This is a genomic window from Lysobacter sp. BMK333-48F3 (assembly GCF_019733395.1).
GTDB lineage: Bacteria > Pseudomonadota > Gammaproteobacteria > Xanthomonadales > Xanthomonadaceae > Lysobacter.
Genome location: NZ_JAIHOO010000001.1, coordinates 1,681,147 through 1,707,346, shown reverse-complemented (window position 1 = coordinate 1,707,346; position 26,200 = coordinate 1,681,147). Strand labels below are relative to the sequence as shown.

The following is a 26,200-nucleotide window of genomic DNA, read 5'->3' as shown; positions in this document are numbered from 1 at the left end:
GCTGGTTTGCGCAGCGCGCTCGGACTAAGAGCAAATCCCCCCTAGCCCCCCTTTTTCAAAGGGGGGAACAGCAGCAGCGGTGGAGACGCGATGATAGCGACCGCCGCTTCGTTCTCACCCAACGAATCCCCCCCCTTTTTCAAGGGGGAACAGCAGGAGCGGTGGAGACGCGACGATAGCGACCGCCGCCTCGTTCTCACCCAACGAATTCCCCCCTTTGAAAAGGGGGGCCAGGGGGGATTTGCTGTTGCTGTTGCTGTTGCTGCTGTTGCCGCAACCTCACCCACCCAACCGCCACGCCAGCCCCGACACCCGCGCCGCGTGCCGCGACAGCGCCTGGCGCAGCACCGGCTCGCTCGCGGCCAGATGCAGTTCGCGCCGCGCCCGGGTCAGGCCGGTGTAGATCAACTCGCGCGACAGATGGCGCGCGTCCTGGCGCGGCAGCTGCAGCCACACCGAGTCGAACTCCGAGCCCTGCGATTTGTGCACGGTCATCGCGAACGCGCCGCCGTGGGCGGGCAGGGCGGAGGGATGGAACGGCCGCGCGCCCTCGCTGCCGCCGGCGAACCAGGCCAGCACCGGCGCGCCGGGCAGGTCGCGGCCCTGATCGTCGCGGGCGCGCAGGCATACGCCGATGTCGCCGTTGAACAGGCCGTGGCGATAGCTGTTCTCGGTGATCAACAGCAGGCGTCCGTGGAAATAGCTCGGACGGTGCGAGCCGGCCAGAGCCTCTTCGATCCGCGCATTGAGCGGCGCCGCGCCCTGGCCGCCGTCGCGCAGCGCGGTCAGCAGGCGCAGCCGCGACGCCAGGGCCAGGGCCTGCAGCGGATCGCGCGCTTCGCTCAGCGCGCGCCAGGCCGGCAGCAAGGCCTCGCGGCCGGCGCCGGTCAGCGGGTCGTGCAGGTCTTCGTGGAAATGCACCCCGGCCAATTCGCCGCCGCGCAGCAGGGCCAGCGCGGTGTCGGCGTCGCCGTCGCGCACCGCCGCCGCCAGCGGCGCCAGGTCCAGGCTCTCGGCCTGGCGGTAACCGCGGCGCAGATGCACCCGGCAGGCGCCCAGCGGGCCGGGATCGGCGCGCACGGGCAGCTCGCCGAGCAGAGGCCGCAAGCGCTCGGCGAGCGGCGCCGGCAGGCCCTCGTCGTCGCCGGCGGCGTCGACGATCGCCGCGAGCACGTCGCCGGCTTCCACCGAAGGCAATTGATCGCGATCGCCGAGCAGGATCAGGCGCGCGCCATCGGGCACCGCCTCGACCAGCTTGCACATCAACGGCAGGTCGACCATCGAGGCCTCGTCGACCACGGCCACGTCGCAGGCCAACGGGTTGCGCGCATCGTGCTTGAAGCGCGCGCTGTCGGGCACGCTGCCGAGCAGGCGGTGCAGGGTGCTGGCCGAGGCGGGCAGGGCCGCGGCCAGGCCCGGCTCCAGCGCCTGCAGGCCGCTCGCCGCCAGGCGCAGGCTTTCGGCCATGCGTTCGGCGGCGCGGCCGGTCGGCGCGGCCAGGGCGATGCGCGGCGCGGCTACCCCATCCAACCGCGCCTGGGCGATCAACAGCGCCAGCAGCCGGGCGATGGTGGTGGTCTTGCCGGTGCCGGGGCCGCCGGTGGCGATCAACAGCGATTGCAGCAGCGCCAATGCCGCTGCGCGCGCCTGGCGGTCGTCTTCGCGCGCCTGCGGAAACAAGGCCGCGAACAACGGCGCCAGCGCGGCCAGGTCCGGCGGCGGCGGCGCATGCGCGGCGATCCGGCGCAGGCCCTGGGCCAGGCGGCGTTCGTATTCGCGATAGCGGCGCAGGTACAGCAGGCCGCGCTCCAGCACCAGCGGCGCCTCGGCGTCGGCCGGCTGCGCAGGCTCCGGCGTGGCCACCCAGCGCGACTGCGCCAGCGCCTCGCGCCAGGCCTGCGGCTCGGGCCAGTCGATCGCCGCTTCGCTGTAGGCCTGCGGCTGGGCCGGATCGAACCCGGCGTGGCCGCGCGCGATCGCCTGCGAGGCCAGCGCCGCCGCCGCCAGCACCGGGTCCGGCGTGTCGCGGTCGAGCCGGCGCAAGGCCTGGGCCAGGGCGTGGTCGACGGTGCGCAGGCTGCCGTCGCGCAGCAGCGCATCGAGCAGGCTCATGCGCTGACCCCGTGGCCGGCGAACAAGCCGTCGACCGCCTCGACCAGCGCCGCCGGCGGCACGAACGCGCACACCCCGGCGGCCGGGTCGGCCGGATCCAGGCCGCGGCAGAACAGGTAGCGCACGCCGCCGAAATCGCGCGCGTAGTCGTAACTCTCGCCGAGGCGGAAGCGCAGCCAGCGGTGCAGGGCGAGGGTGTAGATCAGCGATTGCAGGGTGTATTCGCTGTCGGCCATCGCCCGCTCCAGTTGCGCCGGCTCGTAGCCCGGCAGGCGATTGGTCTTGTAGTCGAGCACGTAGTAACGGCCGTCGTGGGCGTAGACCAGGTCGATCTTGCCGGTCATCAGGCCGTCCAGGCGCCGGCGCAGACCGAAGCCGCGCCGTTCGCGCAGCCAACCGTGGGCATGCAGGGTCGCCAGCAGCGCATCGACCGGCACCGACTCCAGGGCGAAGTGGAATTCCATCTCGGCGCGCCGCGCCGCCTCCGGCAACGCGCACAGGCGCGCGCCTTCGGGCAGGGCCGCGGTCAGGGTGCGGCCGACCAAGGAGGCGAGCAGCGCAACGCCGTCGTCGAGGTCGGCCTCGGCATAGCCTTCCTTGCGCAGCGCCTGCACCAACAGCGCAGCCTGGTCCGGCGCCAACACGCTGTCCTCGCGCCAGTCGCTCCAGCGCTGGAAATCGACCCGTTCTAGGGCTTCGTGCAGGACGTTGCCGAAGCGGCTGCCGGAGAAACGCGCATCGCCCGGCGCCAGCAACACCGGCGCCGTCTCCGGCTCGTCTTCGGCGCCGCGCTCTTCGGCCGCGGCGGCACGGTCGTCCTCCTGGGTCAGCTGGGTGAAGCTGTACACCCACCAGTCGCGCGCCGGTCCGCCGCGGCGCGCGACCCGCGCCGGCGGCACCTGTCCGCTCGGCGCCGGCGGCAACGGCCGCGGCGGCGCGCCCAACGCCGCATCGTCGAGTTCGATCGCCTGCGGCAGCGCCGCGGCCAGCGCGTCGAGGTCGCCCAGCATCGGCTGCAGCGGCGCCTCCGCACTGCGGTACAAGGGACCGCAGGCGATCCACAGCGCGTGGCGGGCGCGGGTCAGGCCGACGTAGAGCAGGCGCGCGTCCTCGGCGCGCTGCTCCTGCGCGGCCCGCTCGAAGGCCTGCTTCCAGTCCGGCGCGCCGGCGACGCTGAGCTCGGTCTTCAGCTGCAGGACCTTGCCGTGGGCGGGGTCCGGGTATTCGCACCAGCGGCCTTCGCGCGGTTCCTTGCTCATCGCCACGAACGGCAGAAACACCAGGCCGAACTCCAGGCCCTTGCTCTTGTGCAGGGTCAGGATCTGCACCCGGCGCGCGTCCGACTCCAGCCGCAGCTGTTGTTTCTCGTCGCTGTCGTCGGCCTCGGCGATGCGCAGGCGCAGCCAGTCGCGCAGGCCGTGCAGGCCGAGCGCGCGGGTGTCGGCCTCCTGCAGCACTTCGCCGAGCTGGAGCAGATTGGTCAGGCGCCGTTCGCCGTCGTCGAGCGCGAGCAGGCGCGGCGCCTGCGCCGCGCACAGGTCGGCGATCAGGGCCAGCGGCCCGTGCCGCTGCCAGCGCTCGCGCCACAACAGGGCCTGCGCCTGCCACTGCGCCTGTTCGGCCTCGTCCTGCGCCAGGCGCGCGATCGCCGCGCCGTCCAGGCCGATCAGCACGCTGGCCAGAGCGGTGCGCAGGCGGCCGCCGTCGCCGGGCTGGAGCAGGGCGTCGAACAGGTTCAGCAGCTCCTGCGCCTGCTCGGTCGCGAACAGGCTGCGGCGGCCGGCGGCGACCGCCGGAATGCCGGCCACGGTCAGCGCCTGCTGGATCCGCGCCGCTTCGTCGTGGCTGCGCACCAGCACGGCGATGTCGGCCGGCTGCAGCGGCCGGCCTTCGATCGACGCCCGGCCCTCGCGCGACTGCGCCAGCCAGGCGTGGATCGCGGCGACGCAGGCGCGCGCGGCCTGCTCGCGCGACTCGCCGGCATTCCATTCGGCCTTCTTGCGTCCGTCCCCGGGCGCCGGCAGACGGCGCAGGGTCAAGGCCGGCGCGATCGCGCCGTCGCGCGACAGATCGGCATCGGCGACCGCGCCGCCGGGGGCGACTTCGCGGAAGCGGATGCGCTCGTCGACGAACGCGGCCGCGCCGGCCTGCGCGTACAGCGCCGAGACCGCCGCCAGCAGCGACGGCCGCGAACGGAAGTTGTGCTCCAGCGGCGGCGCGGCCTCGGCCTGGGCGGCCGCGCCGAGATAGGTGTGCACGTCGCCGCCGCGGAAGCCATAGATCGCCTGCTTGGGATCGCCGATCAGGAACAGCCCGGCCGGGGCGGCGCTGCGCGGACCGAACACGCGCTCGAAGATCGCCCACTGGCGCGGGTCGGTGTCCTGGAATTCGTCGACCAGGGCCACCGCGTACTGCTGGCGCAGGCGCTCGGCCAGGGCCTCGGCGTGCGGCCCCTGCAAGGCGTCGTAGACGTCGTCGATCAGGTCGTCGAAGCTCTGCACCCGGCGCACCCGCTTGAGTTCGGCCAGACGCGCGGCCGCGGCCTCGCGCAGGCGATGCACCAAGGCGATCGCCTGTCCGTCCAGCCACTGCGCGCGCGCGCGCGACGCGTCGAGATAGGCGGCGACCGCGTCGAACAAGGGCGAGGCCGGGGTCGAAGCGTCCTTGCCCTTGTTGGTCTTGGCCGCCAACTGGGCCGGGGTGAGCTTGTCCAGGCGCGGGTCGAGCGCCTGCGCGGCGTCGCCGTCGGCGCACCAGCGCTCGAGCAGGGCCCAGGCTTCGCGCGGCAGGTTGGCGCGGTAGCTGTTGCCGTTCAGCACCTTGGCCGCGATCGCGGTCTCCAGCGCGATGCAGGCGTCTTCGCCGTGGGCGCGGAACGCTTCGCGCAAGGCCTGCGCCGCCGCTTCCAGCGCCGGCAAGGGATCGGCCGTCTCGGCCGGCATCGGCGGCAGCAGCAAGGGCGTGCGCAGCAGCGCGCCGAGGTCGGCGGCCAAGGCCTCCGGCCCGCCCGGCCACTGCCGCGACAGCAGTTCGGCCGCGGCGGCCTGATCGCCGAACGCGCGCCACAGGTCGACCGCGATCTCGTCGAGCAGCTCGCGTTCGCTGCCGATCATTTCCGGCGCCGCGAACGGCTGTCCGGTTTCCAGCGCATGCTCGGCCAGCACCCGCGCGCAGAAGCCGTGGATGGTGACCACCGCGGCCAGGTCGATCTCGCGCGCGGCGCGCTGCAGGCGCGCGCGCAACGCCGCGGCGCCTTCGGTTTCGGCCTGGGCTTCGACCAACTGCCGGGTCAGGGCGCGCTCGGCGTCGTCGCCGGCGCGGGCCAGGGTCGGATCGTCGGCGGCGATGCGCGCGGCCAGCAGCAGGCGCCGGCGCAGGCGCTCGCGCAGTTCCTGGGTGGCGGCGTCGGTGAAGGTCACCGCGAGGATCTGGCCGATGCGCAGGCCGCGCTCGATCACCAGCCGGGTGACCAGGGTCGCCAGGGTGTAGGTCTTGCCGGTGCCGGCGCTGGCCTCGATCAGGCGCAGGCCGTCCAGCGGCAGGTCGAGGAAGGGATCGCGCGCTGCGCTCATGCCGCGTCCTCGTCGCGGCCGGACACCACCGCGCCGAACACGCGCCGGGCGATGTCGCGGAATTGCTCGCCCAGTTCGGGATCGGCGAACGGGTCGCGCCCGCGCAGCGCCAACAGCGCGCCCGGCGTGCCCGCCTCGGCCCAGCTGCGCGGGCTGCCGCGCCACTGGGCTTCGGCCTTGTTCCAGCCGGCGTCGCTCCAGCCCTGCGGATCCTGCATCGCCGCCTCGTACCACAGCCAGCCGGCGCGCGGCAGGAACGGCAGCGGCTCGCGCAGGCCGTAGTCGCGCAGCCGCAGCAAGGCCTGCAGGGCGGCGCGCGCCTGCGCCGGCGGTACCGGCGGGCGCAGGTGCGGGCCGGGGCCGGTGTCGGTATCGGCGAACTGGGCCAGCGGGCGCGCGTCGCCGAGCGCCGACAGCACCAGCCAGTCCAGGCCGTGGGCGATCTGCGCCGGCCCGTGCACGCGGTCGAAGCGCAAGCGCGCCAGGCCGCCGCGATACAGCTCGTCGAGCCGGCCGGACAAGCGCCGGCCGTCCAGGTCGAGGGCGAAGTCCAGGGTCTGCGCCTCGCCCTCGCGCCAGCGGCCGAACGCGTCCGCGTACGGGCGCACCTGGCCGAGCAGGGCGTCGAGCTGGCGCCGGCCCAGCGGCCCGGACGGCAGCAGGGCGCGCGCGCGCAATTGCGCCTGCAGACGCTCGCGGTCGACCGCGCCGGCGCCGCTCAGCAATTCGTCGAACACCGCCCGCTGCAGTTGTTGCCGGAACAGGCCGGGGCCGGGCAACACCAGCGGCTCGACGTCGTCCTCGGCCTCGATCCGGTCCGGCAGGCGCAGGCCCAGGCGCTGGCGCAGGAACGCGGTCGGCGGGTCGCGCAGGAAGGCGCGCAGTTCGGCGTAGGCGATCTCGTCCTCGCTCGCGGCCGGCGCCAGCGGCTGTTCCAGCCAGGGCCCGATCGGCGCGCGCTCCTGCGCGCCGGCGTCGACCGCGGCGCGCCATTCCTCGCGATAGCTGAAGCGGCGCGGTTCGCGCTCGCCCTCGCGCTCGCCGGCGCCGAACGCGGCCGCGGCGAAGGATTGCAGCGGTTGCCGCACCAGCAAGGCCTTGCGCGCCTGCGCCGGGTCGGCGTGGTAGCGCGCGGCCACGTCGAGCAGTTCGGCGATCAAGGCCGACGGCTCGCGCTGGCTGCCGTCGCGCGGGTCGGCACCGAGGTAGCTCAGGTAGAAACTGTCCGAAGCCGCGGCGAACAGCTGCAGGAACAAGAAGCGGTCGTCGTCGCGCAGCGAACGGTCGCCGTGGCGGCGCGCGGCGGTGCCCAGTTCGGCGGCGAGCCGGTTGAGGCCGCCGGCCGGATCGCGGCGCGGGTAGTCGCCGTCGTTCATGCCGAGCAGGCAGATCACCCGGAACGGAATCAAACGCATCGGCACCATGCGGCCGAAGCTGATCCCGCCGGTCAGCAGCGGCGCGCGGGTATCGGCCTCGGCCAGGGCGGCGCGGAAATGCGCGCGCACCACTTCCGCCGGCACCGTGGTTTCCACGTCGGCCAACGCGGCGTCGCGAGCGAAGCTTTCGATCAGGCTGCGCAGGCGCTCCAGGGTGCGCTGGTCGGCGCCGCCGCGCGGGCGCTCGGGCAGCAACGCGCGCAGCAAGCCGAGCAGGCGTTCGGCCCACTGCCCCGGGCTCAATTGCGCATCGAGCGCGCGCTCGTGCCGGGCCAGCACCCGCAGCAAGCGGATCAGGGCATCCAGCGCGTCGAGCGAGGCGCCTTCGAGTTCGGCGTAGGGCGCGATGCCGGCGACCAGTTCGCCGTGGCCGTCGTGGTCGTGGCCGACCGCGTGGCCGAGCAGCAAGCGGTCGAGGGCGAAGGCCCAGGTGTAGGCGTCGTCGCCGGGCGCGTCGTGGCGGCGCCGGTGCGCGGCGTCGATGCCCCAGCGCGCGCCGGCGTCCTGCAGCCAGGTGCGCAGACGGTCGAGGCCGGCGCCGTCGAGCCCGGCCTGTTCGGCGATCGCCGGGGTCGCCAGCAGGTCGAGGATTTCGCTCAGGCCGAAGCGCGACACCGGCAGCGCGAGCAGGCGCAGGAACACCTCGGCCAGCGGCTCGGCGGCGAGCGGGCTGACGTCGGCGAGCGCATAGGGGATGTAGCCGGCGCGCCCGGCCAGGCCGCCGAACACCGCGGCGATGTGCGGCGCGTAGGGGTCGATATCGGGCGCCAGCACCGCGATCTCGCGCGGCTGCAGCGGCGGATCGAAACGCCGGCCCTGCGGCGAGTCCGGATCGAGCAAGGCCTGCAGTTGGTCGTGCAGCACCTGCACTTCGCGCAGGCGGGTGTGGCAGGCGTGGACCTGCAGGCTGGCGTCGTCGCGTTCGACTTCGGCGCGCCACGGCAGCAGCGGCGGCGCGCGCCGGTGCAGCAGGTCGCGCTGCAGCCTCTGTAGCAGGCTGTCGCGCGCGGGGTCGTCGTGGCGGCTGTCCTCGGGGTCGGCATAGGCGGCGATTTCGCCGGAGGGATGCACGACTTCGTAGCCGCCGAGCACCGCCATGAAATCGCGCCCGGCCGCGCCCCAGGCCTGCAGCAAGGGGTTTTCTTCCTCGTCCGCGGCCGGCGCGCCGCCGGCGGCGTCGAGCTGGCGCAGGCGCTGGCCGTAGCTGCTCAGATCGCCCCAGTACTTGCGGGTCGGGGTCGGCAGGTAGAAGTGCAGGGTGCCGGCATGGGCCTGGGTCGCGATCACCCGCAGTACGTCGGGCGAGACGTTGAGGGTGGCGAAGGCGAACAACCGCGGCGGCAGGCCGCGCGGTGCCGGCGCCTGGTCGCCGCCGAAGCGCTGCAGGTAGTCGTCGATCCGGCGCGCGCGGTAGCGGCGGCCGGCGGCGACCTTGCGCCACAGCGCCGCCTGCGGATCGTGGCGCTCGCCGCCGGCGTCCCAGGCCAGCAGCCAGTCGCGGCGCCAGGCTTGGTACTTCTCGAACAACGAGGCCAGCTCGCCGGCCAGCGACCAGGCCTTGAGCGGATCGTCGCCGTCCAGGTAGGCGCGCAACGGTGCCAGCGCCGGCTCGCGCCACTGCGCCGGCTGGGCCAGGGTGGCGTACAGGCGCCAGCGCATCGCCGCGGCATCGAGGTCGTCCTCGTCGCCGGGCACGTTGGCCTCGAGCGCGCGGCGGACGAATTCGCCCGGGGTGAGGAATTCGAGGTTGGCGGCGATGCCGTAGGCCTGGGCCAGGGTCGCCTGCAGCCAGCGCCGCATCGCCACCTGCGGAATCAGGATGGTGTCCGGCGCGAGCAGGCCCAGCCCCGGCGCCGGGGTGCGCAGTTCCTGCGCCAGCAGCCCGGCGAGCACGTCCAGCGCATTGGAATGGTAGAGACGGAAATCGGCGCGCGCGGGCATCGCGACATCTTGCCGCAAGGGCGCGCGCTGCGCTGCGGCAGGGTGTGGCGTTTACGGGGCGCGGTGGTGGGGCCGACAGCCGAAGCCCAAAGCAAATCCCCCCTGCCCCCCTTTTTCAAAGGGGGGAACAGCAAAGCGGTGCAAAAGGGGGAACAGCAAGCGGTGCTTCGAGGTGCCGCGACGCCACCGCAAACCGGCACCCCACCCGAAGCATTACCCCCCTTTGAAAAAGGGGGGCAGGGGGGATTTGCTGTTGCTGTTGCTCTACCAACCACCAACGGCTTCCCCGCCAGCACACTTAAAGCCCTCTTAATCGCCCCAGGCCACGCTGACGCGGCGGCCAGCGAACGCTCCATTCCGCCGTCGCCGCGAGACCGGCCGGCGAACCTGCGACAATGGCGCGCTCCACCCCGGTTCAGCCTGGCTCGGCCAAGCTGCGCCGTTTTGCAGTGCGCTCCGCCCGTCGATCCCACCGCCTTCACCGCAGGACCCGCCCCGCGCGCATGACGACCGAACCGCCCATCGTCCGCCTGACCGACCTCCGCCTCGATCGCGGCGGGCGCAGCGTGCTGAGCGGGATCAACCTGTCGGTGCCGCGCGGCGCCATCGTCGCCGTGCTCGGCCCCTCCGGCAGCGGCAAGTCGACCCTGCTGTCGGCGCTGACCGGCGAACTGGCCCCGGCCGCCGGCCGGGTCGAGGTGTTCGGGCGCGAGGTGCCGCGCCGCTCGCGCGAACTGCTGGAGCTGCGCAAGGGCATCGGCGTGCTGCTGCAGGGCAACGGCCTGCTGACCGACCTGACCGCGGCCGAGAACGTGGCCCTGCCGCTGCGCGCCCACACCCGCCTGCCGAATCCGCTGATCCGCCGCCTGGTGCTGATGAAGCTGCATGCGGTCGGCCTGGGCGCCGCCGCCGACGTGTTCCCGCGCGAGCTGTCCGGCGGCATGGCGCGCCGGGTCGCGCTGGCCCGCGCGCTGGCGCTGGACCCGCCGCTGATGATCTACGACGAGCCGCTGACCGGGCTGGACCCGATCGCCTCGGGCGTGGTCATGAGCCTGGTGCGCCGGCTCAACGACACCCTCGGCCTGACCAGCATCGTGGTCACCCACCACGTCCACGAAACCTTGCCGGTCGCCGACCACGCGATCGTCATCGCCAACGGCGGCATCGTGTTCTCCGGCACCCCGGCCGAGCTGGAGCGCAGCGACGACCCGCTGGTGCGCCAGTTCCTGCGCGGCGAGCCGGACGGCCCGATCGGCTTCGACGCCGCGCCGCGCCAATCGGAGGTTGCCTGATGCCCTTCATCGCCGCGACCCGCTCCCTGGGCCGCGCCGGCCTGTTCTCGCTGTCGGTGCTGCGCGCGTCCAAGCCGAGCCTCGACTTTTTCCGCGAGCTGGTCCGTGAGATCTACAAGATCGGCGCACGTTCGCTGCCGATCATCGCCGTTGGCGGCGCGTTCGTCGGACTTTCGGTGACCCTGCTGGGCTACCGGGCGCTCGACACCTACGGCGCCGCCAACCAGGTCAGCGCCATGCTCGGCCTGGGCCTGTACCGCGAACTGGGCCCGGTGCTGACCGCGCTGCTGTTCATCGGCCGCGCCGGCAGCTCGATCGCCGCCGAACTGGGCCTGATGCGCGCCACCGACCAGATCACCGCGCTGGGCCTGATGGCGATCGACCCGGTCGGCAAGGCGGTGGCGCCGCGCTTCTGGGCCGCGGTGCTGTGCGTGCCGCTGCTGACCGGCTTCTTCTGCAGCCTGGCGATCTGCGCCAGCTACTTCGAGTCGGTGCACGTGATCGGCCTGGAGGCCGGCACGTTCTGGCAGGTGCTCAAGGACAGCGTCGACTTCTTCGACGATTTCCTGATGGCGTTCGTGAAGTCGGCGGTGTTCGGCGCCACCGCGGCGCTGGTCGCGGCCTATGTGGGTTACCACGCCGAGCCGACCATCGAGGGCACCTCGGTGGCGACCACCCGCGCGGTGGTCAACGCCTCGCTGCTGGTGCTGATGTTCAACTTCGTGATGTCGGCGTTCTTGTTCAAGTAAAGGTGACCTCCATGTCCGTCCGCAGTCCCCGCATCGAATTCGCCGTCGGCGCCTTCCTGCTGCTCGCCCTGGGCTCGCTGCTGGTGCTGGCGATCGCCTCCACCAACGGCAAGTTCGGCTTCGGCGGCGACAGCTACGAGATCAAGGCCCGCTTCACCGCGATCGGCGCGCTGCGCCCGAACGCGCCGGTCAAGATCGGCGGCGTCACCGTCGGCCAGGTCGCCGACATCTCGCTGGACCCGGTCAAGTACAACTCGATCGTCACCCTGGCGATCAACAAGCGCTACGACAAGCTGTCGGCCGACACCGCCGCCGGCATCTTCACCAGCGGCCTGCTCGGCGAGAGCTATATCGGCCTGACCCCAGGCGGCGACCCGGAAAACCTCAAGCCCGGCGACGAGATCTACCTGACCCAGCCGGCGATCGACCTCATTCAGCTGGTCGGCAAGTACATGTTCAGCGGCGGTGGCGCACAAGGCGGCAATGCGGGCGGCGAAGCCAAGCCCGCCGACGCCGGCGTCCCCGACTACCTCCAGGGCGAAGCCGCCCCCACCACGGACGAGACCCAGAAATGAAGCGCTCCCTGATTTCCATCGTCGTCGCCTCGGCCCTGCTCGCCGGCGCGCCCAGCCTCGCCTTCGCCCAGGCCACCGCCGCGGCCGGCCAGGCCGTTCCGGCGGCCGGTTCGCCGAGCGCGATGGTGCTGAACAACAGCACCCGCATCCTGTCGACCCTGGAAGCGCGCCGCGCCGAGTTCACCAAGAACCGCGCCGCGCTGAGCCAGTTCATCTCGACCGAGTTCAACCAGGTGTTCGACCGCAACTACGCCGCGCGCCTGGTCCTGGGCACGCACGGCCGCGGCGCCTCCGACGGCGACGTCAACGCCTTCGCCGACGCCCTCACCGGCAGCCTGATGCAGCGCTACGGTTCGGCCCTGCTGGACTTCAACACCAAGCTCAAGGTGCGGATCAAGTCCGAGACCCCGCTGCGCGGCGGCGCCATCGTCAAGGTGTCGAGCGAGTTCCTGCGCCAGGGCGGCGAGCCGGTGCCGGTCGACTACCTGCTGCGCAAGAACGGCCAGCAGTGGAAGGTGTTCGACGTGATGGTCGAAGGCGTCAGCTTCGTCCAGACCTTCCGCAATCAGTTCGACGCGCCGCTGAGCCAGAAGCCGATCGCCCAGGTCGCCGCCGAACTCAAGGCCGGCAAGCTGCAGGCCCAGGCCGGCGGCAACTGAGCATGGCCGGCGCTCCCGCCAGCGTGCGCAAGGACGGCGATGCGCTGAGCTTCGCCGGCGCGCTCGACCGCGCCGCGGCGGCGACGCTGTGGCCGCAGGCGCGCGCGCTGGCGCCCGGCGCGCGCCGCTTCGACCTGTCGGCGGTGGCGTCGGTCGACAGCGCCGGCCTGGCGCTGTTGGCGGAGCTGGCCTCGCTGGCGCCCGGCGTCGAGGTGATCGGAACGCCGCCCGGCCTGGCCGAGTTGCGCGACGCCTATCGCCTCGACGACGCGCTCGGCTTCGGTCGCTGATCCGGCCGGCGCCTCCCACATCCGTTGCGGTCGCCTTCGCCCGAGGATCGGGCCCTGGCTGCCCCCACCCGTTGTCCTGGAAGACTAGACTGCAACCCATGCGCCCCCACGCACTCACTTTCGCGCTCGGCCTGGCCCTGGCCGCGCTGCCCAGCGTTCCCGCCTTCGCCCAGTCCAGCGCCGTCGCGGCGTCGGCGGCCGAAGTTCCGACCGTAGAACTGGCCGCACCGAACAGCGGCGTCGGCCACGACGCATCGGCCGCGGCGATCGCCGCACCGGCGCCGGTGCAGACCGATTCGGCGCGCGCGCTGGCGATGGCCGGCAGCGCCGCGGTCGCCGCCGGCGAGAGCGTGGCGCAGGCCGAACCGGCGCCTGCGGCGCAGGTCGAGCCCGCCGCCACGGCCGACGTCGAACGCACCGACGCGCCGCCGCCGGCCCCGCCCAGCGCGACCGCGAGCGCGAATCCGGACGACCAGCGCACCGACGCCGAACGCGATTTCGACGAGATCTACGGGGTGCAGCCGCAGGACTACGATCCGGTCGCCGACCCGACCCTGCCGGCGCCGGCCTCGGTGCCGGGCGCCTACGATCCGTGGGAGCGCTACAACCGCAAGATGCACCGCTTCAACATGGCGGTCGACCGCGGCATCGCCCGGCCGCTGGCGCGCGCCTACAGCAAGGTCGTGCCGCGGCCGATCCGGCTGGGCGTGAGCAACTTCTTCAACAACCTCGGCCAGCCGGTGTCGGCGCTCAACGCGCTGCTGCAGGGCAAGCCCAAGCAGGCGGCGCAGTCGCTGGGCCGCTTCGCCCTCAACACCACCCTGGGCATCGGCGGCATCTTCGATCCGGCCAGCGACGCCAAGCTGCCCAACCGCAGCGAGGACTTCGGCCAGACCCTGGGCGTGTGGGGCTGGAAGCGTTCGCGCTACGTCGAACTGCCGCTGTTCGGCCCGCGCACCGTGCGCGATTCGTTCGGCGCCCTCGGCGACGCCCCGCTGAGCCCGCTGCGCCAGGTCGAGCGCGACCGCATCCGGATTCCGCTGCAGGGCCTGCAACTGGTCGACGTGCGCGCCCAACTGCTGCCGCTGGACAGCCTGCGCGACGGCGCCGAGGACGAGTACGCCCTGGTCCGCGATTCCTGGATGCAGCGCCGCGATTACCAGATCTTCGGCGACCGCATGGACAAGAACGGCGACAGCCAGCTGCCCGAGTACCTGCAGGACGACAGCAACCCCAGCGTCCCCGCCGACGCGATGCCGGTGATGCCGACCGACGGCGGCTGAGCGGCATAGGCGCGACGAACAGCGAAAGCGAAACGGCCCGGAGCGATCCGGGCCGTTTTGTTTTGTGCGTCGCCGTAATTCGGTGGGGCCAAGGCATCGCGCGTCAGACAACGCCGATCAGCAGTTGCCGCTGCCGTTGCCGTTGCCGTTGCCGTTGCCGTTGCCGTAAAGAGCTTGGCGCAGAACCGGCCTCGCGAGAACGCCCTGAAGCCCCGAAGGGCGGCCCGCAAGGATGCGGGCCGTGCGCAGCCAGGCCATGGATGGCCTGTGCGGAGCAGCCCTGCGCAGGCCTCGTCCCATAGTGGCTTTTGATTCGAAACAGTTATGGCGTTTTCTTTGGTTACTTTCTTTGTCGCCTTGGACAAAGAAAGTGACCCGGCCGCTTGCGGACGGAAGCTTTGCTTTAGAGCTTTAGAGCTTTAAAGCTTTGAAGCCTTAAGAGCTTTAGAAGCCTTCGAACGACGAACGCCGCGAGACCGCAAGAGCGCGGTCGCGGCTTACGCCGCTCCTACAAGGGCCTAGGACAAAGACGCGGCGAATGGGCGGGATGGCGGTCGCGGCTTATGAGCGAAGGAAATCCCTGTGGGACGCCGCTCCTACAAGGGCTAGGCTTCGTCGGCCGGCGGCGGCAGGCCGGCGGCGCCTTCGATCGGTTGCGGGCCGTCGCTGGGCGGGCTATCGCTGGGCAGGCCGTCGCTGGACGCGTCGCCGGCAGGCGCATCGCCGTCGGCCGACAGCTCGACCAGGGCCGCCGGCAGGGCCCGGTTCGGCTTCACCCCCAGTTCGCGCAGCATCTCCGCCTGGCGGATCACGTTGCCCTTGTTCAACGCCAGCTTGCCGTGCGCCGCATCGAAACTCGTTTTGGCCTGCTCGATGCGCTCGCCAACCTTTTCCAGATCGGCGACGAAGGCGCACAGGCGGTCGTACAGCTGCGCGCCGCGCTTGGCGATCTCCTGCGCATTGCGGTTCTGCGCCTCCTGCCGCCACAGATGCTTGACCGTGCGCAGCACGAACAGCAGCGTGGACGGACTGACCATCAGCACGTTGCGCTCCCAGCCCTCCATGAACAAACCGCGGTCGTTGGCGACCGCGAGCATGAAGGCCGGCTCGATCGGCACGAACATCAGCACGAAATCTAGCGAACGCAGGCCGTACAGCTCCTGGTAGCGCTTGTCCGACAGCCCGCGCATGTGCTGGCGCATCGACTCGATGTGCCGCTTCAGCGCGCGCGCGCGGTCGTCCTCGTTCTCGGCGCTGACGAACTGCTCGTACGCGACCAGCGACAGCTTCGCGTCGACGATCAGGTGGCGGTCTTCGGGCAGGTGCACGGTCACGTCCGGGCGGCGTTCGCCGTCCTCGGTGCCGTGGCTTTCCTGCACGTCGTATTCCTCGCCCTTGCGCAGGCCGGCCGATTCCAGCACCCGCTCCAGGATCAGCTCGCCCCAGGCGCCCTGGGTCTTGCTCGAGCCCTTGAGCGCGGTGGTCAGGTTCTTGGCGTCCTCGCTCAGCGACTGGTTCAGCGCCATCAGCTGGCGCACCTGCTCGCCCAGCGCGGTGCGATCGCGGGTCTCCTGGTCGTAGACGGTCTCGACCTTGGCCTGGAACTCGGTGAGCTTCTGCTGCAGCGGATCGAGCAACTGGCCCAGGTGGCTGCGGTTCTGCTCGGTGAAACGCTTGCTCTTCTCTTCCAGGATGTCGTTGGCCAGGTTCTTGAACTGGACCGACAAGTCCTCGCGCACTTCGCGCAGCTGGGCGATCTTCTCCTGCGCCTGGCGCCGCTCGGCGTCGAGCTGGGTCGACAGCCGCTCCAGCTCGACCGAGCGCTGCTGCGACTGCGCCGCGGCTTCGTCGCGCGAACGCTCCAGCGCGCCGAACTCCAGGCGCAGGCGCTGCAGGCTCTGTTGTTCCTTGTCCAGTTCGGCGGCGGTGCGGCCGATGCTCTCGCGCAGGCCGCCGCTGTCGCGCACCAGCGCGTCGCGCTGGTCTTCCAGTTCGTCCACGCGCGCCTGCAGCTCGGGAATGCGCGCGGCGCGCTCGGCCAGCTGGGCGCGTTCGAGCTGGGCCGCGTTCAACTGCGCGCCGAGCTCGGCGCGCGCGGTTTCCAGCGCGCGCGCGGCGCTGGCGCGGGCCAGCAGCCAGGCCAGGACGGCCCCGATCAGCAGTGCGAACGCGATGGAAACGAGGGCGGCGGTGAGGGGCATCGGAACGCTCGGTTAGTAGGGACGGAGGGGGTTAAGCCAGAGGCTTAACCCCCTCCGTCCCTTCCGCACTTGCAAGTTCGAAGCGCGGTTGTTCGCCACTAGTCTAACGAGATGAGTCTCAGCTTCTGAGATGCGCGGCCAGCAGCGCAGCGGCTGCGACTCTCGCCGCGTACGCACTCAGGGACGGAGAGGATCAAGCCACCGGCTTAATCCCCTCCGTCCCTTGCGGCCGGCCGGCGCGGCTGGAGCGAGCGCGGGTCGCTCCAGCCGCCGCCGTGCATCCAGGCTTCGACCAGGTGCTCGACGAAGGCGCGCACCTTGGCCGGCACGTAGCGCCGCTCGGGCATCACCGCATGCACGTCCAGGCCGGGCAGCTCCCAGTCCGGCAGCACCTGCACCAGCGCGCCCTCGGCCAGCTCGCGCGCGACCGCGAACTCGGGCACGCGCACGATTCCGGCGCCGGCCAGCGCCGCCGCCTTCAGCGCCAGGCTGGAATTGGCGTCCAGGCGCGCGCCCAAGGCCACCCGCACCACCTCGCCGGTGCGGGCGAAGCTCCAGGTGCGGCCGCTGGCCGACAGGGTGAAGTGCAGGCAGTCGTAGCTGCCCAGTTCGTCCGGGCGCTGCGGCCGGCCGGCGCGCTCCAGGTAGGCCGGCGCGGCGCAGACCAGCACCCGGCTGTAGGCGATGGTGCGCGCGACCAGGCTGGAGGCTTCCAGCCGGCCCAGGCGGATCGCCAGGTCGAAGCTGCCCTGGACCAGGTCGTGCTCGCGGTCGTCGAGCTGCAGGTCCAGGTCGACCTGCGGGTAGCGGGCCAGGAACCCGGCCAGCCACGGCGCCACGTGCAGGGCGCCGAAGGTCATCGGCGCCGACACCCGCAACCGGCCCTGCGGCGCGGCGTGGGTGCCGGCGACCGCGTCCTCGGCCGCGCGCGCCTCGGCGAAGGCGCCCTGGGCATGGCGCAGATAGGCCTGGCCGGCCTCAGTCAGGCTCAGCCGGCGGGTGGTCCGGTGCAGCAACTGGGCGCCGAGCCGGCGCTCCAGCGCCGACACCTGCTTGCTGACCGCGGCCTTGGACAGGCCCAGGGCGTCGGCCGCGCGGACGAAGCTGCCGAGTTCGGCGACGCGGACGAAGGCGAGCAGGCCGGCGAGGTCCGGGACCGGCAGCTTACTGGGCAGGATTGTTGACATAGGGAAACAGTCTAGCCACTTGGAGGCCGATTATCCGCGCGCCGCGGACGCCTAATCTGGCCTCCGACCTCACCGCCACCGCCTCCCGCCGCCATGAACGCCACCGCACTGCGCCTCGTTTTGACCCTGACCGCCGGCAGCCTGGTCGGCGCCATCTTCGTGCTGAGCAAGCTGCTGCTGAGCCAGGGGCTGAACCCGTTCATCGTTTCCTTCGTGCAGACCGCAGGCGCCGCCGGCCTGATCCTGGCGGTGCTGCGCGGCCGCGGCCAGCGCCTGCCCCTGGACCCGGCCACGCTGCGCTTCTACGCCACCGCCGGCGCGATCGCGGTCGCCGGCTCGGCCCTGCTCGGCAACTGGGTGCTGGCGCGGATCCCGGCCGGCATCTTCGCCGTGGTGGTGACCCTGTCGCCGATGTTCACCTCGCTGTTCAACGCCCTGGTCGAACGCCGCTGGCCGAGCCCGACCGCGCTGGCCGGTACCGCCCTGGGCCTGGTCGGGGTGCTGCTGGTGCTGGCGCCGCGGGCGCAGGCGGTGGAGCCGGAGCAGGCCCTGGCGCTGAGCGCGGCGCTGGGCGTGCCGGTGCTGCTGGCGATCGGCAACGTCTACCGCAGCCGCCGCTGGCCGGCCGGCCTGAGCGCGCCGATGTCCACCGCCGGCACCATGCTGGTCCAGGCCCTGGCGGTGCTGCCGCTGCTGGCCGGCGCCGAGCTGCAGGGCAGCGCGGCCAAGATCGCCGAGGCCTGGCCGCTGCTGCTGGCGATGGTGCTGGTGACCCTGGCCGCCAACGTCGCCGCCGCTGCCCTGCAGCGCATCGCCGACAGCGTCGCCTACAGCCAGCTGGGCTACGTGGTCGCGCTGACCGGGGTGATCTGGGGCGCGGTGCTGTTCGACGAACGCCTGGGCTGGAGCTTCATCCCGGCGGTGGCGCTGGTGTTCGCCGGAGTGATCCTGGCCAACCGCCGCGTCGTCGCGGCCCCGGCGGCGGCCCGCACCGCCACTCCGATCGCAGGCGCCGTCGCTGCCGCTCGCTGAATCCGCTTGCTGAATCGGCTCGTTAAAATCGGCTCGCTAAATCGGCAGGCCACGACCCCGACCCGGTGCGCAGTCCGCACCGGGTCGGGGCGTTTTTGTGAGATCCATCGCAATATCGGCATCGGCGGTCGCCGGCGCCCTTCCGCGGCCGCCGATCGCGGGTATGAAATCGGAGTGGACAGGAGTTCCCCTTCGAGCAAGGCCGGCCGCCGCTCCCCCGGTAGCCGCGACCAGGACGGCCCGCCGATGAATCCGCATGCCCCCAGGCTGTACGCCGACCCGCGCGGCGTCTGGCGCGACGACGGCGCCGGCCGGATCTACGGCGTGCGCTGGAACGAGATCGACGGCGTCGACGCCTACGCGATCGACGCCGACGGGCAACGCCAGACCTTCGTCGAACTGGGCACCGCCGCCGGCCAGCGGCTCGAACTGCCGTTCGACTGGCCCGGCTACCGCGAAGTCGCCACCGCGCTCAGCCTGCGCCTGCCGGGGCTGCGCCTGGAGACGCTGTTGAACGCCGACCAGTTGCGTCCGGAAGATCCGCCGGCGGTGCTGTGGTGGCGCGACTGAGCCGGTCCGGCGCGACACCGGCGCCGGGTTCTGTCGCAGCCACGGCTCGGCCCTGGTGCAGAATCCCGTCCCACCGCCACCGAAACGGACCGCCGATGAGATCGCCCGCGCTGTTGTTGTCGCTGTTGCTGTCCGCCTCGCCCGCGCTGGCCGCGAACGACGGCCCCGCCGGCGCCATCGCCTCGGTCGCCCGCGCGACCGGCATGAGCTACCAGTTCGGCACCCGCTGCGGTTTCGATGCGGACCTGTTGCGCCGGCACAGGAACAAGTTCCAGGCCGAGGCGAACACCGCCAACGCCGCCCTGCCCGCCGGCCAGGCGGTGGACATCGAGGCCGAGTTCCAGATCGGTTTCGACGAAGCCAACCGCTTCTACGACGGGATCAAGGACACCCCGCAGCGCGGGATGGTTTGCCAGCAATTCGCTTTGCAGATCAAGCAGGCGGTGGAACACCCCAGCGTGCTGAGCCTGCCCACGAACGGGATGCGCCCGCGCTAGAACCGCGCCGGCCGGACCCGGGTCCGGCCGGCGGCGCCCAGCTCGTTTCGACCGGCCGCGCTCAGTCCAGCACGCGGCAGAACACTGCCTTGAGGTAACGCGACTCCGGCACCTGCGCCAGCCAGGGGTGGTCGGCGCCGGCGCCGGCGACCTTGAGCACCTGCACCGTGCGCCCGGCGTAGAACGCGGCGCGACGCAGCATGTCGAGGAACTGGTCCTCCGACACCAGGCCGGTGCAGGAGAAGGTCGCGAACAGGCCGCCGGGCTTGACCACGCTGAGCGCCAGCTTGTTCATGTCCAGGTACTTCTTCAGCGCCGCGATCACCTGCTCGCGGTCGCGGGTCATCTTGGCCGGATCCAGGATCACCACGTCGAAGCGCTCGCCGGCGTTACCCAGGTCGCGCAGGTAGGGGAAGATGTCGGCCTGGACGAACTTGACGTGGGCGCCGTTGAGCTTGGCGTTGCCCTTGGCGATGTTGATCACGTCGGCGTCGATGTCCACGCCGATCACTTCCTCGGCGCCGCGCGCCTTGGCGTAGACGCCGAAGCCGCCGGTGTTGCAGCACAGATCGAGCACGCGCTTGCCGGCGACCTGCTGCGACAGCCACTCGCGGTTCTCGCGCTGGTCGGCGAAGAAGCCGGTCTTGTGCGCGCCGGCCGGATCGGCGCGGAACTTGATTCCGTACTCGGTGATGATCGCCGGCGGCACCGCCTCGGTGCCGCGGAAGTCGAAGCTTTCCTGCTTCTGCACGTGTTCGTCGGCGAAGGCGTAGAAGCGGCAGCCGGGGAACTGCGCGCGCAGCGCGTCGTAGATCCATTCGCGGTGGCGGAACGCGCCGGCGCTGAAGTACTCGACCACCAGCAGGTCGCCGTAGCGGTCCACGACCAGGCCGCTGATGCCGTCGCCTTCGCTGTGCACCACGCGCCAGGCGTCGCTGACCTGATCGAGCTTGAGCACGTCGCGGCGCAGCGACACCGCCGCGGCGATCTTGCGCGCGAACCAGTCGGCGTCGATCGCCACATCGGGATCGTTTTCCAGCATGCGCAGGGCGATGCGCGAATGGCCGTTGTAGAAGCCGCGGCCGATCCAGACGCCGTCGACGCCGACCACGTCGACGATCGCGCCCGGCTTGGGGCGCTGGGCGGGCTTGTCGACCAGGCGCTGGAAGATCCAGGGATGGGTGGATTTCCAGGCGTTCTTGAGGCGTACGGTGGGGATTTCGGTAGTCATCCGGCCATTCTACCGGGCCGGGCGCCGCCGGCCCGGTGCGGCCGCTGGCCGATCGGCGTCGCAATCCCGCCTGCGGGACGAAGAAGCCCGCGCCGGCCGGCTTGTTTTGCCCGCCGCCGGTGCCAATCTGATCCCCATGCACCTGCCCACCGACGCCCCGATCCCCGACACCCCGGCCCAGCGCAAGGCCGACCGCGCGCGGCTGCTGCGCGCGCTCAACCTCAGCCTGGGCTTCGTCCTGGTCCTGGTCGCGGTGTTCAGCGCCCAGAGCCTGTTCGACCCGCGCCCGTTCACCGTCCAGCCCTGGTCGGCGGCGGGCCTGCTCGGCCTGCTGACCGCGCCCTTGCTGCACGGTTCGATCGAACACCTGGCGGCGAACGCGACCTCGCTGCTGCTGCTCGGCAGCCTGGCCGGCGCGGTCTACCCCAAGGCGACCATCCGCGCCCTGCCGCTGCTGTGGCTCGGCTCCGGCCTGGGCGCCTGGCTGCTCGGCGAGCCGGGCAGCTACCACCTCGGCGCCAGCGGCCTCACCCACGGGCTGATGTTCCTGGTCATGACCCTGGGCCTGCTGCGCCGCGACCGGGCCTCGATCGCCGCGGCGATGATCGCCTTCCTGCTCTACGGCGGCATGCTGCTGACCGTGCTGCCGCGCGAGATCGGCGTGTCCTGGCAGGCCCACCTCGGCGGCGCCGTCGCCGGCGTGATCGCCGCCTACGCCTTCCGCCTGCGCGACCCGCTGCCGCCGCGCAAGCGCTACAGCTGGGAAGACGAAGAAGACGCCGAACTGGTGCCGCTGGACGACGAACTGGAACCGCCCAAGCCGCGCGAAGTGCCGGTGCTGTGGAACCGCCCCGACCCGCGCGACGTGCAGACCGGCACCGTGCTGCGGTTCCCGCCGCGGCGCGAGCCGGAGGAGTAGTCGACGGCGCCGGCGGGGCCATTTTTCAGACAAGAGCCTGCGCAGCGACAGCCACGCCGTTTAGACTGCGCGCACCTGTCCGCATCCGGCTCGCCCCGAGCCCGCGCGCAATGCTTCCCTATTGCGATCCCGGAATCGGTATTCCGGTTCCGGAGTACGGCGTGGTGGTGCCTTGGGGCATCACCCGCTCCGACCTGTACGACCTGATTCCAAGCGAACACTTCGAGCCGTGTCACCACGGCCCTACGGTGTTGAGATTCACGCTGTTCGGCTATCGCGCGCCGTACTGGTTCAACTTCGTCAGTCGCGGCTGGTTATCCGAGGTGCAGCTGTTTCGCCGCCATCGACGCCGGCGCGTCCTGATGCCGGAGTTCCGCCGCAGCGCGCAAGCGCTGCGCGCCGCGCTGCCGCCGCCACGCATGGATATTGCCCAGGCGCAAATCTGGGAGTTTCCGTCCGCCCAGATCGTCAACTATGTTGTGTTCGGACCGCGGTCGCCGGAGCGGAATTGGAAAGTACATCGGCATTGCCTGTGTGTGCAGCCATGGCCGAGTGCCTGAGCGCTAGCCGCGGCGATCGAATCGATGGCGCGGGCCAGCACATTCGCGCTTCGCAAGACACATTGCACGTCGCCGGCCTCGTCTTACTTGACGCGATCCGAGTGCGCTAGAGTCCGCTCCGGACTGCAATCGCGCTTCGCATGTGCTTTACGGCGAAGCGACGACGGCCGACCGCATCGGACGCATCCGGCTTCGGTCGCGGCTCGCATCGACGGCGGCGTCCGCCCCCCTGTATTCCGTCCCGTCGCCGCATGCGCCCCTGTCGACCGCGCGAAGGCGACCCAAACTCAAGGATGCTCCATGAGCGAGTTCCGCACCCTGCGCCTGCGTTGCGCTACGCTCTGCCTGGCCTTGTCGCTGGGCCTCGCCGGCCAGGCCGGCGCCCAGACCGCGACCGTTTCGCGCGTCACTTCGCCGGTGATCGTCGCCACGCCGGGCCAAATGACCCAGGGCAGCCTGGCCGGCACCCAGCTCGACGGCTCGCTGTCGACCTACACCACCAGCACCGAACGCTACTGGCTGGCATCGGCCTGGCGCCACAGCGGCGGTATCGTCCATACCCTGCATCGCGGTGGATTGGACGCGCCTTATGGTCAGTTCGTCTGGCAGAAGGAAATGTGCAATCGCACTCCGGCGAACTATTGCGGCAACGGCACAGGCACCGCTTTCACCCAGGTCGGCCACACCGATGTGACCAATCTGTGGTTCGTGAGCCTGTACCAGCCCAGCGCCGAAGGCAACGAACTGCTGGCCTTCGTGCACGAGGAGAACGTCGCCGGCAGCGGCGGCCCGGGCAATCGCGAAGGCCGGACCCGGATCGGCCTGGCCTGGTCCAGCGACTACGGCAATACCTGGAACTACCTCGGCCGCATCGTCAGCGCCTACGGCGACCCGCAGCCGCACAACATTCAGGGCGCGCCCTATCTGATCAAGGACGGCTACTTCCACGTCTACTACGTCGACTCGCTGCGCGGCGCGGTTCCGCAATGCCCGGCCAGCGAACCCAGCACGCCGGGCTGCATCGGCATGGCCGTGGCCCGCGCCAGCGTCGCCGAGGTGATCGCCTCGGCGCGCGCGGGCCAGCTCAATGCCGGCCTGTGGAAGAAGTACGACGGCAACGGCTTCACCCAGAACGGTCTGGGCGGCCTGTGGCAGCCGCTGTCGATCTGGGGCATCACCCACACCCAGGCCGTGCGCAGCAGCTACGACGGCAAGTTCTACATGCCGCTGACCGCGATGACCTGGAAGGCCAACGGCGATCCCAACGACACCACCCGGATCAATTCCAGCGTCAAGCTGTACGAGTCCACCGACGCGGTGAACTGGAACCCCTCACCCGCCTTCGTCGTCGCCGACGAACCGGCCCATTCGCTCAAGCCGGATGCAGGCTACCAGTACTGCACCATCGCCGACCGCAACGGCGCGGTCAACGCCGAAGCCGGCCAGTCCTTCTACCTGTACTGCATGAAGGACCCGACCTACATGGCAAGCAACTTCGGCATCTATCGCTGGGAGGTCAATCTCGGCGCCTCGGTCGACGCTTACCGCCAGTCGGCCGACTTCGCCTCGACCCAGGGCCAGGTCTGGCGCTATCTGCGCGGCGAAGGCGCCGGCCTGTCGCCGATGAGCTGGGCCGGCAGCTACTGGGTCGGCAGCGAGGAGTGGGCGCGCATCTACAGCGACGCGATGCACCCCGCCACGACCCAGATGCCGGCGCTGCAGTGGATCGCGCCCAAGGCGGGTACGGTCCGCATCGAAGGCACGCTGCGCGACGCCGACGTGAACTGCGGCGATGGCGTCAATGCCTCGGTAGCGCACAACGGCACCGAGATCTTTTCCGCCGACATCGCCAACGCCGACACGGTCGGGCGCAGCATCGCCCAAGACCGCAGCGTCGCCGCCGGCGACAGCCTGTTCTTCATCGTCGCGCCGAAGGGCGACAACTTCTGCGACACCTCGCGCTGGGACCCGTCGGTGCGCTATCACTGAGCCGCCACGCCGGTCCGCCAGCCCACGCTGCGCGGACCGGCGTTCTGCAGTAAGGTCTGCGCACCGCGGGCGCCGCCCGCTCCTGTGACCAAGGTTGCGTCATGCGCCAGTCCCGTATCCTCGCCGCCGTTGCCCTGTTCGCCCTCGCCCCGCTGGCCCACGCCGGCAGCGCCTGCCTGCTGGAAGGGCAGGTGATGGGCCAGCCGGTCAACGAATGCACCCAGACCGAGCAGCCGGTACCGGAGGAGCTGCAGAAGCAGCAGTGCAACGGCAGCGTGCCGGGGCTGGCGGAGATGGGCGGTCAGGTGACCGCGCGCCGGGTCGAAAGCTGCCCGGCCGGCGCCAACGGCGTGTGCGAGTCGCCGATGGGCGCGCAGGCGCGGATCCACTACTACAAGCGCAGCCCCGAGCAGATCGCGGCGATCAAGCAGGCCTGCGAGATGCAGCGCGGCCGCTGGGTCGCACCGTGAGGGGTGGTTTCGCTGCGGTCGCCCTGGCCGCGCTGTCGTCGCCGGCGCTGGCACAGGAGTCGGCGCCGTCGTTCGACCGTCCCGGCATTTCGTTCTCCACCGACACCCTGCCGCGCGGCGCCTTCGCCTGGGAACAGGGCCTGCCGGATTTCGAGCGCGACCGCGAAGGCGGCGCGCGGCGCACGCTGTACAGCGCCAACACCAATCTGCGCCTGGGCCTGAGCGATCGGGTCGAACTGCAGTTGTCGGGTTCGCCCTACAACCGGTTGCGCGAACGCGATGCGGACGGGCGCCGCTCGCGCCACGGCGCCGGCGACACTGGCCTGGCGTTGAAGGCGGCGCTGCCGAGCGCGCACGAGGCGTTCTCGTGGGCCGTGCTGGCCGGCGTCGCCGCAGCCAGCGGCGATCGCGAGTTCAGCAACGGCGCGACTCAATACACGCTGGGCACCACGCTCGGCTACGACTTCGACGAGCGGCTGTCCGGCGCGCTGTACTTCAACCTCGACCGCAGCGACGGCCTGAACACCTGGACCTGGTCGCCGAGCCTGAGCCTGGCCTTGAACGACCGCATCGCGGTCTATGTCGAAGCCGGCGTGTCGCGCCAGGACCATGCCTCGACCACGTCGGTCGCAGGCGGCGGGGTCACCTGGATGGCGACCCCGCGCGTGCAGCTCGACGCCTCGTTCGACGTCGGCCTGGACCGCGACAGCCCCGATTTAACGGGCGGTATCGGGGCGTCGTTCTACTTCGACTGAGCCGCGCAACGCCGCGGCGGTGCCCAGGCCGGTGGCGATCGCCGCGGCGTAGTCCGGCGCCTGGGTGCCGGCCGATTCGTAGGTCCACAGGAAGCCGCCGCCGATGCCGTCGCTGGCCCATTGCGCGTACTGCTGCTGGACCTGGTTCGGGGTCGAATCGGTCGACACGCCGGGAATCACGAAACTGGCCGGGAAACCGGCGCCGAGCTTCTGCCGCAGCGCCTGGATCCAGTCGTCCGGATCGTTGCCCGCGCCGCCGGAATAGCACTGCAGGTTGAAGGCGATGACCAGACCGGGATCGCTCTTCTCCAGTTCGGCCAGGCAGCCGACCCAGAAGTCGGGGTTGTAGTAGGGACAGAAGGTGACGTGGAAGCCGATCTTGCCGAGCATGCGGCTGAACTCGACGATCAGCTTGGTGTCCTGCATTTCCTCGTCGTCCAGGTCGATCGCCTCGATCGCCGGGAAGGTGTTCTTCAGCGCGACCAGATTCTGGTACAGCGGGTTCTTCTCGCCGGTGCCGTACTCGGCGATCAGCTTCTGGATGTTGCCGTAGTCGCCCACGCCGCCGCCGCCGATCGACAGCCAGACCCGCTCGATGCCGGTCTCGCCCAGGGTCAGCGAATTCACCAGCGGTATCCATTCGGCCGGGCCGACATACTTGCCGTTGGCGAAGATTTCGGTGTCGTTGTAGTACAGGTCGCCCTTGAAGGCGTCCGGCGCCGGCGGCGACTTGTCCTGGTAGTGCGGATGGGCCAGCGCCAGGATCGCGGTGTTGAACTTGGAGTTCTTGAGTCCTTCGATGTAGCTCTTGCCGCCGGTCTTGGAAAACAGGCCTTCGCAGTAAGCGGCGACGATGGGCGCGGTAATCGTAGGCATGAGC

General features: G+C 71.3%; 22 protein-coding genes. 14 read left to right on the top strand and 8 right to left on the bottom strand.

Annotated elements, in window-relative coordinates:
* Positions 1–279: 279 nt before the first annotated feature.
* Genes recD through recC form a run of 3 tightly spaced genes read right to left on the bottom strand, consistent with a single transcriptional unit; the run spans position 280 to position 9,061 of the window.
* Entirely contained in the window at positions 280–2,112 is a 1,833-nt protein-coding gene (recD, locus tag K4L06_RS07190; protein WP_221670750.1) for an exodeoxyribonuclease V subunit alpha, read from the bottom strand.
* The gene (locus K4L06_RS07185; protein WP_221670749.1) at positions 2,109–5,684 is read right to left on the bottom strand and encodes an exodeoxyribonuclease V subunit beta; all 3,576 of its coding nucleotides are present in this window, start codon (positions 5,682–5,684) and stop codon (positions 2,109–2,111) included. The genes recD and K4L06_RS07185 overlap by 4 nt, the downstream gene beginning before the upstream one ends.
* Positions 5,681–9,061, bottom strand: coding sequence for an exodeoxyribonuclease V subunit gamma (gene recC / locus K4L06_RS07180; protein WP_221670748.1), 3,381 nt, complete (start codon positions 9,059–9,061; stop codon positions 5,681–5,683). Before recC ends, K4L06_RS07185 begins: the two co-directional genes overlap by 4 nt.
* 503 nt (positions 9,062–9,564) lie before the next feature.
* Here recC and K4L06_RS07175 point away from each other — a divergent pair.
* The 6 genes from K4L06_RS07175 (at position 9,565) to K4L06_RS07150 (ending at position 13,909) form a co-directional block, all read left to right on the top strand.
* Complete coding sequence (locus K4L06_RS07175) at positions 9,565–10,353, top strand: ATP-binding cassette domain-containing protein (protein WP_221670747.1); 789 nt, start codon at positions 9,565–9,567, stop codon at positions 10,351–10,353.
* Entirely contained in the window at positions 10,353–11,102 is a 750-nt protein-coding gene (locus tag K4L06_RS07170; RefSeq protein WP_221670746.1) for an MlaE family lipid ABC transporter permease subunit, read from the top strand. Before K4L06_RS07175 ends, K4L06_RS07170 begins: the two co-directional genes overlap by 1 nt.
* An 11-nt stretch (positions 11,103–11,113) precedes the next feature.
* Positions 11,114–11,677: an outer membrane lipid asymmetry maintenance protein MlaD gene (gene mlaD, locus K4L06_RS07165; protein WP_221670745.1), complete on the top strand. Its 564-nt coding sequence runs from the start codon at positions 11,114–11,116 to the stop codon at positions 11,675–11,677.
* Positions 11,674–12,336 (top strand): ABC transporter substrate-binding protein, encoded by a 663-nt coding sequence (locus K4L06_RS07160; RefSeq protein WP_221670744.1) that lies wholly within the window; start codon positions 11,674–11,676, stop codon positions 12,334–12,336. Before mlaD ends, K4L06_RS07160 begins: the two co-directional genes overlap by 4 nt.
* A gap of 2 nt (positions 12,337–12,338) precedes the next feature.
* Positions 12,339–12,626: an STAS domain-containing protein gene (locus K4L06_RS07155; RefSeq protein ID WP_221670743.1), complete on the top strand. Its 288-nt coding sequence runs from the start codon at positions 12,339–12,341 to the stop codon at positions 12,624–12,626.
* A 98-nt stretch (positions 12,627–12,724) separates the two neighbouring features.
* The gene (locus K4L06_RS07150; RefSeq protein WP_221670742.1) at positions 12,725–13,909 is read left to right on the top strand and encodes a VacJ family lipoprotein; all 1,185 of its coding nucleotides are present in this window, start codon (positions 12,725–12,727) and stop codon (positions 13,907–13,909) included.
* Positions 13,910–14,026: 117 nt separating this feature from the next.
* On the opposite strand, the gene K4L06_RS07145 is transcribed toward K4L06_RS07150, so the two are convergent.
* The 3 genes from K4L06_RS07145 to K4L06_RS07135 all read right to left on the bottom strand — a co-directional run bounded on the left by K4L06_RS07145 (position 14,027) and on the right by K4L06_RS07135 (position 17,297).
* On the bottom strand, positions 14,027–14,167 hold the full coding sequence (locus K4L06_RS07145; RefSeq protein ID WP_221670741.1) for a hypothetical protein: 141 nt from the start codon (positions 14,165–14,167) through the stop codon (positions 14,027–14,029).
* Positions 14,168–14,514: 347 nt separating this feature from the next.
* A complete protein-coding gene (rmuC, locus tag K4L06_RS07140) occupies positions 14,515–16,110 on the bottom strand; it encodes a DNA recombination protein RmuC (protein WP_221670740.1) in 1,596 nt (531 codons plus the stop codon).
* 206 nt (positions 16,111–16,316) lie between these two features.
* Entirely contained in the window at positions 16,317–17,297 is a 981-nt protein-coding gene (locus K4L06_RS07135) for a LysR family transcriptional regulator (RefSeq protein ID WP_221670739.1), read from the bottom strand.
* 93 nt (positions 17,298–17,390) lie between these two features.
* Between K4L06_RS07135 and K4L06_RS07130 the strand changes: the two genes are divergently transcribed.
* The 3 genes from K4L06_RS07130 (at position 17,391) to K4L06_RS07120 (ending at position 19,396) form a co-directional block, all read left to right on the top strand.
* Positions 17,391–18,329 (top strand): DMT family transporter, encoded by a 939-nt coding sequence (locus K4L06_RS07130; protein WP_221670738.1) that lies wholly within the window; start codon positions 17,391–17,393, stop codon positions 18,327–18,329.
* A 246-nt stretch (positions 18,330–18,575) separates the two neighbouring features.
* Complete coding sequence (locus tag K4L06_RS07125; protein WP_221670737.1) at positions 18,576–18,899, top strand: hypothetical protein; 324 nt, start codon at positions 18,576–18,578, stop codon at positions 18,897–18,899.
* A 95-nt stretch (positions 18,900–18,994) separates the two neighbouring features.
* Positions 18,995–19,396 (top strand): hypothetical protein, encoded by a 402-nt coding sequence (locus K4L06_RS07120; RefSeq protein WP_221670736.1) that lies wholly within the window; start codon positions 18,995–18,997, stop codon positions 19,394–19,396.
* Positions 19,397–19,457: 61 nt separating this feature from the next.
* Here K4L06_RS07120 and K4L06_RS07115 read toward each other — a convergent pair whose 3' ends face one another.
* Positions 19,458–20,627, bottom strand: coding sequence for a class I SAM-dependent rRNA methyltransferase (locus K4L06_RS07115; protein WP_221670735.1), 1,170 nt, complete (start codon positions 20,625–20,627; stop codon positions 19,458–19,460).
* A 136-nt stretch (positions 20,628–20,763) separates the two neighbouring features.
* On the opposite strand from K4L06_RS07115, the gene K4L06_RS07110 reads away from it, so the two are divergent.
* The 5 genes from K4L06_RS07110 (at position 20,764) to K4L06_RS07095 (ending at position 25,320) form a co-directional block, all read left to right on the top strand.
* The gene (locus K4L06_RS07110; protein WP_221670734.1) at positions 20,764–21,546 is read left to right on the top strand and encodes a rhomboid family intramembrane serine protease; all 783 of its coding nucleotides are present in this window, start codon (positions 20,764–20,766) and stop codon (positions 21,544–21,546) included.
* A 110-nt stretch (positions 21,547–21,656) separates the two neighbouring features.
* Positions 21,657–22,106 carry a hypothetical protein gene (locus tag K4L06_RS07105; RefSeq protein ID WP_221670733.1) on the top strand — a complete coding sequence of 150 codons (450 nt, stop codon included), beginning with the start codon at positions 21,657–21,659 and terminating at the stop codon, positions 22,104–22,106.
* A gap of 300 nt (positions 22,107–22,406) precedes the next feature.
* The gene (locus K4L06_RS07100) at positions 22,407–24,095 is read left to right on the top strand and encodes a hypothetical protein (protein ID WP_221670732.1); all 1,689 of its coding nucleotides are present in this window, start codon (positions 22,407–22,409) and stop codon (positions 24,093–24,095) included.
* A 101-nt stretch (positions 24,096–24,196) separates the two neighbouring features.
* Positions 24,197–24,565, top strand: coding sequence for a hypothetical protein (locus K4L06_RS22580; protein ID WP_255595010.1), 369 nt, complete (start codon positions 24,197–24,199; stop codon positions 24,563–24,565).
* On the top strand, positions 24,562–25,320 hold the full coding sequence (locus K4L06_RS07095) for a transporter (RefSeq protein ID WP_343225739.1): 759 nt from the start codon (positions 24,562–24,564) through the stop codon (positions 25,318–25,320). The genes K4L06_RS22580 and K4L06_RS07095 overlap by 4 nt, the downstream gene beginning before the upstream one ends.
* On the opposite strand, the gene K4L06_RS07090 is transcribed toward K4L06_RS07095, so the two are convergent.
* A complete protein-coding gene (locus K4L06_RS07090; protein WP_221670730.1) occupies positions 25,282–26,196 on the bottom strand; it encodes a hypothetical protein in 915 nt (304 codons plus the stop codon). The genes K4L06_RS07095 and K4L06_RS07090 overlap by 39 nt on opposite strands.
* Positions 26,197–26,200: the final 4 nt, after the last annotated feature.

Coding starts and splice junctions, on each gene's coding strand:
- mlaD (WP_221670745.1), top strand. CDS start 11,114: ATGTCCGTCCGCAGTCCCCGCATCGAATTCGCCGTCGGCGCCTTCCTG.
- K4L06_RS07105 (WP_221670733.1), top strand. CDS start 21,657: ATGCTTCCCTATTGCGATCCCGGAATCGGTATTCCGGTTCCGGAGTAC.
- K4L06_RS07175 (WP_221670747.1), top strand. CDS start 9,565: ATGACGACCGAACCGCCCATCGTCCGCCTGACCGACCTCCGCCTCGAT.
- K4L06_RS07145 (WP_221670741.1), bottom strand. CDS start 14,167: ATGGCCTGGCTGCGCACGGCCCGCATCCTTGCGGGCCGCCCTTCGGGG.
- K4L06_RS07130 (WP_221670738.1), top strand. CDS start 17,391: ATGAACGCCACCGCACTGCGCCTCGTTTTGACCCTGACCGCCGGCAGC.
- recD (WP_221670750.1), bottom strand. CDS start 2,112: ATGAGCCTGCTCGATGCGCTGCTGCGCGACGGCAGCCTGCGCACCGTC.
- K4L06_RS07155 (WP_221670743.1), top strand. CDS start 12,339: ATGGCCGGCGCTCCCGCCAGCGTGCGCAAGGACGGCGATGCGCTGAGC.
- K4L06_RS07185 (WP_221670749.1), bottom strand. CDS start 5,684: ATGAGCGCAGCGCGCGATCCCTTCCTCGACCTGCCGCTGGACGGCCTG.
- K4L06_RS07120 (WP_221670736.1), top strand. CDS start 18,995: ATGAGATCGCCCGCGCTGTTGTTGTCGCTGTTGCTGTCCGCCTCGCCC.
- K4L06_RS07160 (WP_221670744.1), top strand. CDS start 11,674: ATGAAGCGCTCCCTGATTTCCATCGTCGTCGCCTCGGCCCTGCTCGCC.
- K4L06_RS07150 (WP_221670742.1), top strand. CDS start 12,725: ATGCGCCCCCACGCACTCACTTTCGCGCTCGGCCTGGCCCTGGCCGCG.
- K4L06_RS07170 (WP_221670746.1), top strand. CDS start 10,353: ATGCCCTTCATCGCCGCGACCCGCTCCCTGGGCCGCGCCGGCCTGTTC.
- K4L06_RS07090 (WP_221670730.1), bottom strand. CDS start 26,196: ATGCCTACGATTACCGCGCCCATCGTCGCCGCTTACTGCGAAGGCCTG.
- K4L06_RS22580 (WP_255595010.1), top strand. CDS start 24,197: ATGCGCCAGTCCCGTATCCTCGCCGCCGTTGCCCTGTTCGCCCTCGCC.
- K4L06_RS07115 (WP_221670735.1), bottom strand. CDS start 20,627: ATGACTACCGAAATCCCCACCGTACGCCTCAAGAACGCCTGGAAATCC.
- rmuC (WP_221670740.1), bottom strand. CDS start 16,110: ATGCCCCTCACCGCCGCCCTCGTTTCCATCGCGTTCGCACTGCTGATC.
- K4L06_RS07125 (WP_221670737.1), top strand. CDS start 18,576: ATGAATCCGCATGCCCCCAGGCTGTACGCCGACCCGCGCGGCGTCTGG.
- K4L06_RS07135 (WP_221670739.1), bottom strand. CDS start 17,297: ATGTCAACAATCCTGCCCAGTAAGCTGCCGGTCCCGGACCTCGCCGGC.
- recC (WP_221670748.1), bottom strand. CDS start 9,061: ATGCCCGCGCGCGCCGATTTCCGTCTCTACCATTCCAATGCGCTGGAC.
- K4L06_RS07100 (WP_221670732.1), top strand. CDS start 22,407: ATGAGCGAGTTCCGCACCCTGCGCCTGCGTTGCGCTACGCTCTGCCTG.
- K4L06_RS07110 (WP_221670734.1), top strand. CDS start 20,764: ATGCACCTGCCCACCGACGCCCCGATCCCCGACACCCCGGCCCAGCGC.